The sequence below is a fragment of the Eudoraea sp. genome (genome assembly GCF_049665975.1).
In the GTDB taxonomy this organism is placed as follows: Bacteria; Bacteroidota; Bacteroidia; order Flavobacteriales; family Flavobacteriaceae; genus Eudoraea.
Window position 1 is genome coordinate 1 of record NZ_JBATGR010000104.1, and the last position, 9092, is coordinate 9092.

The following is a 9092-nucleotide window of genomic DNA, read 5'->3' on the forward strand; positions in this document are numbered from 1 at the left end:
GAGGAAATACAAATTCCAAAACCAGGTTTTGGAGAGGGCTCATTTGTGGTCGTAAGAGCCTCTAAGAAGTAAAAAGTCCTGTTTTTTCCCTTTGTTCGCGAATGGAATTTTTCATTGAACTGCCCACCACCTTAAAATAATAAGGAACAGGCCAACGAAGCACTAATTGGTTTAAAGCAACAAAAGATCAGGGGCACAAAAGTGTTGCAAATTATTTAGAAAATAATACACAGAACTGATGACGATCATTTAAAGAAGCTTCCAAAACGCGTAACTTTTCGATCAATTTTAAAATAGCTAAAATGTTGGGCGAACAAAACACACAGGAAGAATTATTGAACGCTTTCCACCATGATGCCCAATGGTGGAAATTGACCCTTGGATATATTGAAACTGAAATCCGGTTTATAGATCAGTTATTGAATGCCCAGATATACAAAGAAAACACACCCAATCTTTTTGAGCGGTTACAGAAGTTCAATCATGAAATAGATACCATAGTAAGGGAGACGAAGAACTTAAAGAAAGAAATCGCCGATTATGAGGACAAGTTACATAGGTTTTTGGAGCGTCAGGACATTTTTACCGATACCAATTTCCTGCAAAACCACAGGGAACTCAAAGATCGTTATGAGGAATTCTATAGCGGTCTTAACGATTACAAAACAAGGGTGTTCAATTATATTGGAGGAATGCTCTAAGCCCTCCTTAAGGCCAAAAAAGGAGTTATTAAATATACTGTAACCTATAAAAGAAACAGAATATGTCAATCTTTGAAGCTTACGAATCAGGGGAACACGAAAGTAAAGTATCGCATTTCGCCGCTATTGTAAAGTTGGCGATCATAGATGGCCCTATCAATCCCGAAGAAGAAACTGTTTTGAAACGTTTGGCTGTTAAGCTCGATGTTTCAGAGGAAGAAGTAAAACCCATACTTAAAAACCCCGGGAAGTACCACCTGATTCCACCCTATTCGTTAGAAGAACGCATTGAGCGGCTCCATGACCTGTGGAAGATTATCTATGCCGACCATGAAATTGAAGAAGAGGAGCGAAATTTGATTTTTAAATATGCCATTGGACTTGGTTTTACTGAGGAGAAGGCAAATGAGGAAATCGAAAAATGTATGCAGGTATTTGATGGTGATATGGAGTTATAGAATGGATGGGTTCCAGTGCGTAGGGGTAGAATAGTGTTGGAGATGTAGTCCTTTGCTGAAAGCATAATCTCACATAGAAACACTAAGCGGTACTGACCTATATCATTGGCATCCTCCAAAGTGGTTCATAGTTTTGTTCCAAACGTTAAAAGAAATCAATTTTATATCTACAGATCATGAAAAATATATTTTTATTTCTGATAGTTGGCTTGTTCCTTCAGATGCCTGCGGTGTCTGAAGCACAAATACTTGGCAAACTAAAAAAGAAAGCCGAAAAGGAGGTTGAAAAAGCATTGGAAGGAGAAGAACCTCAACCAGAAGAAAAACAAACCAAAGAAAATGAACTGAACGCTGAAGAAACCACAGATGATCAGGTTGCTAAACCCTGGTCTAAATATGATTTTGTGCCGGGTGAAACAGTAATATTTGAAGACAATTTAGAAGGCGAGAAAAATGGGGAATTCCCCTCACAATGGGATTTAATAGATGGTTATGTTGAAAATGCCTTATTTGAAGGTGAAAATGTTATTCGGTTTCCTGTTGAAAGTTCCGGAGCAACCATAAAACCACTTATGAAGAAAGAGGGGTACTATCTGCCGGAAAAATTTACCATAGAATTCGATATGTATTTGTCACATAGAACTACTAAATACGAAATATTATTCTGGGATAAAGGAGAAGCTTACCACCGCCCATCTGAACTAGGAGATATTGGTGTTATTGATGTAGGCTATGAACAGGGAGCGTCTTATGATGGTGGTAGAATGCAGCGAAATTTGCCCAAAGAATCTCAAAAAGAGTATCCTCACTGGCGTCACGTGGCAATTTCCTTTAACATTAGAGCGCTAAAAATATATATTGATCAAGACAGATTATTAATGTTGCCCAACGTAAAGGGAAATCCATTGGCAATAAGTTTGAAAGGAAGTACTTATGATTATAGTCAAACTGGAGATTATCCCACAATGATAAAAAATATCCGCATAGCAGAAGGTGCCGTACAACTATATGATCGCTTTTTAACTGATGGAAAAATTGTTACTAACGGAATAAAATTTGATTCAGGAAAAGCAACTTTAAAACCTGAATCTATGGGTGTAATTAATGAAGTTGCGAAACTAATGAAGGAACATCCGGAAATTAATTTTAGTGTTGAAGGGCATACGGATAGCGATGGGGATGCTCAGTTTAATATAATTTTATCGGAACAACGAGCAAAGACAGTAGTGAATGAATTAATTGAACAGGGTATTGACGGCGAAAGGATGGTCTCAAAAGGATTTGGAGAAGATGTACCGGTGGCTGATAATGGCACACCTGAAGGCAAAGCGAATAACAGAAGGGTAGAATTTGTAAAAATGGGCGTGCCCAAAATCTAATAGCTATAGGTATTACAGAAAGACATACCCACCTGAATAACTGTTCTGGTCCTCACTATAATGTGTGGGTCTAAAACCTATTTCTGAATATAGCACCAAAATACTTTTATAGATAATTCTAAGTATATTCTGTGCGCCATAAATAAATTCTTTGTTGAGTTGATATAGTTTCTGAAACCCACAAAGCCATACATTTTAGTTCACCTTGGAGTATCGATTTTGATATATCTGCGTATTTATTTAATGTTAGTCCTTTTCGCTAACTTAGTCAGCAATATTAACCAAAAACAAGGGGCTAAACACTATCGAGCTTAAAGGCTGTTATTCTGTTGATTCGAGTTTCAAAACTTTTTATGGGAAATAAAACAACTATTGTAACCCTCATATTTTGCTATGTGTTCCAATTTGGTTTTGCACAAGAATATGAAATGCAATCTAATGGACGCCTTATTCTGGGCACCCATAAAGAGCGTACCGCATCTGTTTCCAGTGGCGATATAGATGGTGATGGAGATAAAGATATTATTGTAGCTAATGGAAGACACTGGCCGGGGCAGAATCGGATTTTCCTAAATGACGGGAGAGGGATTTTTACCGTTGAAAAAGATTTAGGTGATCAAAGGTCAACTACTTACGCCGCTGAATTGGGAGATCTGGATAAGGATGGTGATTTAGACATTGTAGTAGGAAATGATATGGCTCCCAACTATATTTATAAGAACGATGGCAAAGGGAACTTTTCTAAGAGCTCTTCCTTTGGAGTGGAATATGCACCTACGAGAAACATAACATTGGCCGACCTCGACCAGGATGGAGATACGGATATTCTTATCACAAATAGAGGGCGCCCAAATGAGATTTGTTTGAACGATGGCACAGGGAATTTTCCGAAAACCAGGAACTTCGGGAGCAAAGGCGATTCTACCATAGACGTGGAAGCAGCCGATATTGATGGTGATGGCGATCTGGATCTGATTTTGGCAAACAGAGATGAGCAACCCAATTACGTATATCTGAACAATGACAAACTTGAATTTAATGAGAAAATCGCTTTTGGTACAGGAAGAGATAATACGCGTTCTGTAAGTGTTGCTGATATAAATAATGATGGATACCCAGACATTGTTGTTGCCAATATTGGTGAAGCTAATGCCATCTACTTTGGAAGTAACACATCGCCCTTTACAAATTCTGTCGTCTTTGATGCCTCTGAAATGAACAGTTATGCAGTTACCGTTGCTGATCTCGATTTAGATAATGATAAAGATATCATTATAGGAAATTCGGGCAGTGCAAATACTATCTTTTGGAATTTGGGGGATGGTAAGAACTGGACAAGTTCTGCATTGTCTGATGAAGCTTTTCTAACCTATGATATAATTGCTTCAGATTTAAACAATGATGGCTTTATTGATATAATTGAAGCAAACTCCGATGACATTAATCGCTACTATTTAAATAGAAAAAAGAAATAAATTTAAACTAACCCATATGTGCAACTTTTATAAAATGAAACAACAATCTTTCAGTCCATGCAATCTATTATATTCTTTTATTTTTCTTATGTCTATCATTACAAATGCACAGACTGATCCTATAAAATTAAAGTATCTTGGAACTGCAGCCTGGGAAATAACCGATGGAGAACTTACAGTGTTGGTAGATCCTTATATATCGCGTTTTAAACTTGGTACAGGTCCCGGGATAAGTCCGGATGATAAAAGAGCAACTGTTGAACGTTCAGATATTGCAGTTTCAGATACCGTAGGTATAGATAGCTTGATTACAAAGGCCGACTTTATTCTGGTTCATCATTCTCACTTTGATCATCTTGCAGATGTACCGTATATAGCTAAGAAAACCGGAGCTAAGGTTATTGGCACCGAAACCACCTGCAATATTTTACGCGCTTATGGAATCCCGGAAGAGCAATTATATCCTGTAAAAGGCGGTGAGGATTATCAGTTTAAGAATTTTGCCGTAAAAGTAATTCCTACACTTCATTCTGCATTAAATGAAAAACATTACATAGACAACAGGGTTTACTCCAACATACCTGAAGCACCACTTAAAGTATCTGAATTTATAGAAGGGGGTTCGTTAATGTTTCTTGCAAGATTCACAAACCATGATGTATTAACTATGGGCTCAATGAACTTTGTTGAAAGAGAGCTATTAGGCATTAAACCAGATATCTTATTAGCAGGGGTTAACCGTTCACAACTTGGCCTCTATAAATATAACGAACGCCTGCTTGCCATCACAAATTACCCAAAGGTTGTTATCCCAACTCATTGGGACAATTTTAGACTGCCCTACGGATTTTCACAACAAAGCGGGGTTGAGACAAAACTAATTCCGTTTCAAGAAGATGTAAAAAAACTTGCTCCACAAACAAAAGTCATTATTCCAAAACACTTAGGCACAATAACTATTGATTAAAGGATGTAATTCATAGCTGCTTAGTTCCTCCTCTGACCTTTAATAACACGGATAATATTAATCTAATACTATTAGAGGTTCATTCATTATCTTAGTTCGTATAAAATGTATTTGTAAAAATCATCTGAACGAAATTAAAATACTATGAAACACATACTTATTCTGACAACTATAATGCTATTTAGTTCGTTTACATCACCTTTGTTTGCTCAACAGGATAATTTTATTAAGGACTATTTGGAACGATTGGAAAATTCCCGTAAGTATTTAATTCTTGTGGCAGAACAAATGCCAGAAGACAAATATGATTTTAGTGCATCACCAGAATCGATGACCTTTGCCAAAAATTTAATGCATATAGGATTTGCCATAGATTGGCATAGTCAGTCATTGTTAGGTGGACGAGAATCCAGGGATTGGAACACTGACACCACATATAAGGTTGCCAATAAATCTAAAGAAGAAATGATTGCAACAATTAATAAAACATTTGATGAAACTATAAAGCTAATTGAACAATTTGATACAACTCAATTGGATGACGAATTGGATTATTTTGGATTGAATAGGACGAAGCGACAAATTTTCTTATTACTTGCTGACCACATAACTCACCACAGAGGACAAATGCTTGTTTATATGAGAATAAACGGACTTGTTCCGCCTAGATATGTTTTGTTTCAATAACTCAAACAAATTTTTAAATTTGGCTTATATGATTGTGCAAAACAAAAGACTTTTCATCATCCTACTCACTTCGGTTATTCTTTTGCTAATTCCATTAATAACGATGCAATTCACTACTGAAGTAAATTGGGCTTTGTCCGATTTTGTGGTCGCGGGAGCTCTGCTATTCGGCACAGGCCTGATGTGTGAGCTTGTAATGAGGAAAATAAAGAAAAGGAAATACCAAATTGCTTTATGTGTAACTCTTCTGGCAGCACTCTTCCTTATTTGGACAGAACTTGCGGTTGGTATTTTCGGGACACCACTCAGCGGACAGTAAATACAAATTTGAAAAAACAAAACACTACTATCTCTCTCACGCCCTGCAATGTGGTTGAACAAACGATACGAGACCAGAGGTTAGAGGTTTGTCTTTCGTCCTTCGTCCTTTGTATTTAAAGTATAATACTTCATTGACCTGACCGCAAAATCTCATTAATTAATTCCATATCTTAGAGCTGACCAACGAAGTAAACTACTCTCATGATTAAGTTTTTCAGTAAAATACGTCAGCAACTTCTTAAAGAAAATAAGGCTGGCAAATACCTTTTGTATGCTTTTGGTGAAATTATTCTTGTAGTCATTGGGATTTTGATCGCGTTACAAATAAATAACTGGAATGAATTTAAAAAGGACAGGGCAGTAGAGAATAAACTCTTAAATGAACTAAAGGAAAACCTGAATATCAACCTTGTTCGACTTCAGGATGAAATCCAAAAAGAGTACAAGTCCATCTCTGAAATTAATTTAATTGTAAACCATCTTGACCACAGGAGACCATATCATGATTCACTGGATAGTCATTTTCGGCAGGCTTTTTTAGCGCATGATGTAGTACTTTCCACTTCAGCTTTTGAAGCTATCAAATCGAAAGGATTTGAGCTAATTTACTCTGATTCACTCCGAAATGATATCATTGACTTGTATGATGTTTCATACTCAAATTTGATTAGTTCTACCGTAAGGTTGGAAGATCTGTTTTGGCCATCTTCCGTTTTGCCCATACTGCACACCCATTTTCGATGGGAAGGGGATACTACAAAACCTGTTGATTACGAGGCGCTGTTAGATGATAAGAGTTATATAAATATGATCACGAACAGGAGACATTTCAGGAAACTCGCTGCTAAAGTTAAAAGTGAATCTTTGCTCCGAACAGAAACGCTGTTAAAACATATTGATGATTATTTAGAATCAACAACAAATTAAAACACACACACTGTACTGTGAACAAACTCCAGCAGCTTTTTTTAAAGTAGTAGAGTTAGAATTTATTTACCCTCACTGTAATTCTTCTATTTGATATTACCGATGCAGGAGCTATTCTGTTCACTTGAACATTTACCGAAGGATTGTCTGCGGTAATATTATTATCTACCTGATCCTGAGAATTTGAGACAGTATTTGTGTGGGTCACTGAGGACAGATAAATATTGTTCATTCTGGCCCTGGCAGTTAAAGTCATGGTAACGAGTTCGCCCTGGTTCAAAGTTCCCAGGCTCCAATTGGGGTAGCTAAAAGAACCGGTTGGCACGGAGGCAGAAATGAATTCAAGGCCATCTGGAAGAACATCGGTTATTACAATATTTGTTACAGGGTCGATTCCCAGACTTTCAACGGAGATGGTAAAGTTTATAAGGGTACCATCTATAACATTGCTATTGTCCACAGATTTGTTCAAAACAATATCAGGGTTACAACTGTACACCGCTATAGCGTTGGAATCATAGCTACAAGATCCCCTTGTTACCCTTGCATAATAATCTCCTGCAATACTCGCAGAGTATGTAGCACCGGTGGCACCTGGAATTAATACCCCATCTAGAAACCACTGGTAGGCATCAAACGTTTCGCCACTGGCTATTTCTAAAGAAGCACCGGGCAAACATCCACCACCTGTTATTTGTAAGTCAACATTAGGGACTGTGTCAAAACCAGAGAAATAGCCTGCAAGTCCTCTGGCCCCATTCAGCCCAAAAAACCCAACAGCAATAGGTCCCGTTGACTGCACACTCACATCACCTGTTAAACTAGGCAGGTAAAATGTTTTCCAATCCGGTGAACCTGCAACACTAACCGGACTTGGCTTTGAAACAATACCCGTTCCGTCAGTAACAATTATATTAGCATTAGGCGTACTTGTAGATGCTATTATGGTAACACCTCCGGTTAATGTGGTTCCGGCAACATTGGTAATGTTAGGAATATTATCCATCCTATCCGGAAGTAAGCAATTGACGGGAGCCACAAAATTTAGTCCATGCGTGTAAACCGCACTTCCCCCTGCCAAACACTGATAAGCATAGGCATCATTTGAAGTGGTGACCAGCATATTTGCCCCGGCTGATGTTGATGAATAAAAGCTACTGGGTACTTCAAAATATTCTCCCTCATTTATGTTAGCAATCGGGGTTGCAGCGCCATTGACAAATATATCGGTATTGTCTTGTGTTCCTATAATTATTGGAAATTCAGTTGCGCTTGTTCCGTTACCCCTTACAAATACATATTCCCTGCCCAACACATTCTCAGGCACTGGTTGATCAATAGCCGCATCCCGGTTACCTGAGCCTGCCTGACGTCCTACATTTAAGCCGCCATTACTGATTACAATATTCTTGTCTGAAGTTATTGATGCACCCAACCAACCATCTAAGTTTGCGGCGGTCTGTGCCAAATAGGCCTCAAAAACAAAGGATTCATTGGCATCCAACACTATTTGATACGTGTCAGCTGTAATTCCCCCGGCAATATTTCCCAGTCTAAATTCGCAATTGGGGTCATACCCGGTGAGGTCTATTGTGGTATTATCTTCTGTGGCCATAATCCCTAAAGATGTCGATTTAGAACTATGTGAACCCAGGTTGGGGATGCCTCCCCATTTGAAGGAGGTTCCCATAGCAACTCTTCCTTTTGTTGTAAGAGAAGCTGCCTGGGAGGCTGATATACCTCGATAATTAACATAAAAACTATTACCGCCCGGAGCTTCAAAACGCAATCCGCCATTGGTGAGTATAACTCCGGTATTTGTATTTGTTACAAGGGTGATATTGTTGTCACCGTTGGGAAGATTATAAACCGCAGAACTTGTTTTTGAAATGGAAAATGATGTTATAGGTGTTGCACTGGTACCTCTATAGACATTAACTGTAAAAGCAGTTGTTTCCGGAGTAGAAAGATAAACGGCCTGCTGTTGTATTGCCTGGTTATTTCTACCTTGTTTTAAAGGGGGTAAATAATGAAGGTCACTAAGCTGGCTAAATCCTTTTATAGAACAAAGCAGAAGTATTAGGAATAGTACTATTCTATTTCCGAATAGAAACATATTTGATTTTCGGGGTTACTTTTTTATCAATCCACTTCAAATTAAGTAAAAGCCCCTGTAC

General features: G+C 38.0%; 9 protein-coding genes. 8 read left to right on the top strand and 1 reads right to left on the bottom strand.

Annotation, left to right across the window (positions count from 1 at the left end; all coding sequences use genetic code 11):
- The first annotated feature begins 302 nt into the window (after window positions 1-302).
- The 8 genes from WBN20_RS04220 to WBN20_RS04255 all read left to right on the top strand — a co-directional run bounded on the left by WBN20_RS04220 (window position 303) and on the right by WBN20_RS04255 (window position 6915).
- On the top strand, window positions 303-701 hold the full coding sequence (locus WBN20_RS04220; protein WP_424273871.1) for a hypothetical protein: 399 nt from the start codon (window positions 303-305) through the stop codon (window positions 699-701).
- 62 nt (window positions 702-763) lie between these two features.
- Entirely contained in the window at window positions 764-1159 is a 396-nt protein-coding gene (locus WBN20_RS04225) for a TerB family tellurite resistance protein (RefSeq protein ID WP_424271325.1), read from the top strand.
- Window positions 1160-1335: 176 nt separating this feature from the next.
- Window positions 1336-2538 carry an OmpA family protein gene (locus WBN20_RS04230; RefSeq protein ID WP_424280817.1) on the top strand — a complete coding sequence of 401 codons (1203 nt, stop codon included), beginning with the start codon at window positions 1336-1338 and terminating at the stop codon, window positions 2536-2538.
- 353 nt (window positions 2539-2891) lie between these two features.
- The gene (locus tag WBN20_RS04235; RefSeq protein ID WP_424280818.1) at window positions 2892-4013 is read left to right on the top strand and encodes an FG-GAP repeat domain-containing protein; all 1122 of its coding nucleotides are present in this window, start codon (window positions 2892-2894) and stop codon (window positions 4011-4013) included.
- A gap of 88 nt (window positions 4014-4101) precedes the next feature.
- Window positions 4102-4980: an MBL fold metallo-hydrolase gene (locus WBN20_RS04240; RefSeq protein WP_424280819.1), complete on the top strand. Its 879-nt coding sequence runs from the start codon at window positions 4102-4104 to the stop codon at window positions 4978-4980.
- A gap of 144 nt (window positions 4981-5124) precedes the next feature.
- Window positions 5125-5667, top strand: a complete 543-nt coding sequence (locus tag WBN20_RS04245; protein ID WP_424275209.1) for a DinB family protein — start codon at window positions 5125-5127, stop codon at window positions 5665-5667.
- Between the two features lie 28 nt (window positions 5668-5695).
- Window positions 5696-5986: a hypothetical protein gene (locus tag WBN20_RS04250; RefSeq protein ID WP_424280820.1), complete on the top strand. Its 291-nt coding sequence runs from the start codon at window positions 5696-5698 to the stop codon at window positions 5984-5986.
- Window positions 5987-6189: 203 nt separating this feature from the next.
- On the top strand, window positions 6190-6915 hold the full coding sequence (locus WBN20_RS04255) for a DUF6090 family protein (protein WP_424275207.1): 726 nt from the start codon (window positions 6190-6192) through the stop codon (window positions 6913-6915).
- Window positions 6916-6970: 55 nt separating this feature from the next.
- Here WBN20_RS04255 and WBN20_RS04260 read toward each other — a convergent pair whose 3' ends face one another.
- Window positions 6971-9031, bottom strand: a complete 2061-nt coding sequence (locus tag WBN20_RS04260; RefSeq protein ID WP_424275206.1) for a DUF11 domain-containing protein — start codon at window positions 9029-9031, stop codon at window positions 6971-6973.
- Window positions 9032-9092: the final 61 nt, after the last annotated feature.

What these genes read in the sequence shown, in the direction of transcription:
- WBN20_RS04220 (WP_424273871.1), top strand. Translation starts at nt 303, where the DNA reads ATGTTGGGCGAACAAAACACACAGGAAGAATTATTGAACGCTTTCCAC.
- WBN20_RS04225 (WP_424271325.1), top strand. Translation starts at nt 764, where the DNA reads ATGTCAATCTTTGAAGCTTACGAATCAGGGGAACACGAAAGTAAAGTA.
- WBN20_RS04230 (WP_424280817.1), top strand. Translation starts at nt 1,336, where the DNA reads ATGAAAAATATATTTTTATTTCTGATAGTTGGCTTGTTCCTTCAGATG.
- WBN20_RS04235 (WP_424280818.1), top strand. Translation starts at nt 2,892, where the DNA reads ATGGGAAATAAAACAACTATTGTAACCCTCATATTTTGCTATGTGTTC.
- WBN20_RS04240 (WP_424280819.1), top strand. Translation starts at nt 4,102, where the DNA reads ATGTCTATCATTACAAATGCACAGACTGATCCTATAAAATTAAAGTAT.
- WBN20_RS04245 (WP_424275209.1), top strand. Translation starts at nt 5,125, where the DNA reads ATGAAACACATACTTATTCTGACAACTATAATGCTATTTAGTTCGTTT.
- WBN20_RS04250 (WP_424280820.1), top strand. Translation starts at nt 5,696, where the DNA reads ATGATTGTGCAAAACAAAAGACTTTTCATCATCCTACTCACTTCGGTT.
- WBN20_RS04255 (WP_424275207.1), top strand. Translation starts at nt 6,190, where the DNA reads ATGATTAAGTTTTTCAGTAAAATACGTCAGCAACTTCTTAAAGAAAAT.
- WBN20_RS04260 (WP_424275206.1), bottom strand. Translation starts at nt 9,031, where the DNA reads ATGTTTCTATTCGGAAATAGAATAGTACTATTCCTAATACTTCTGCTT.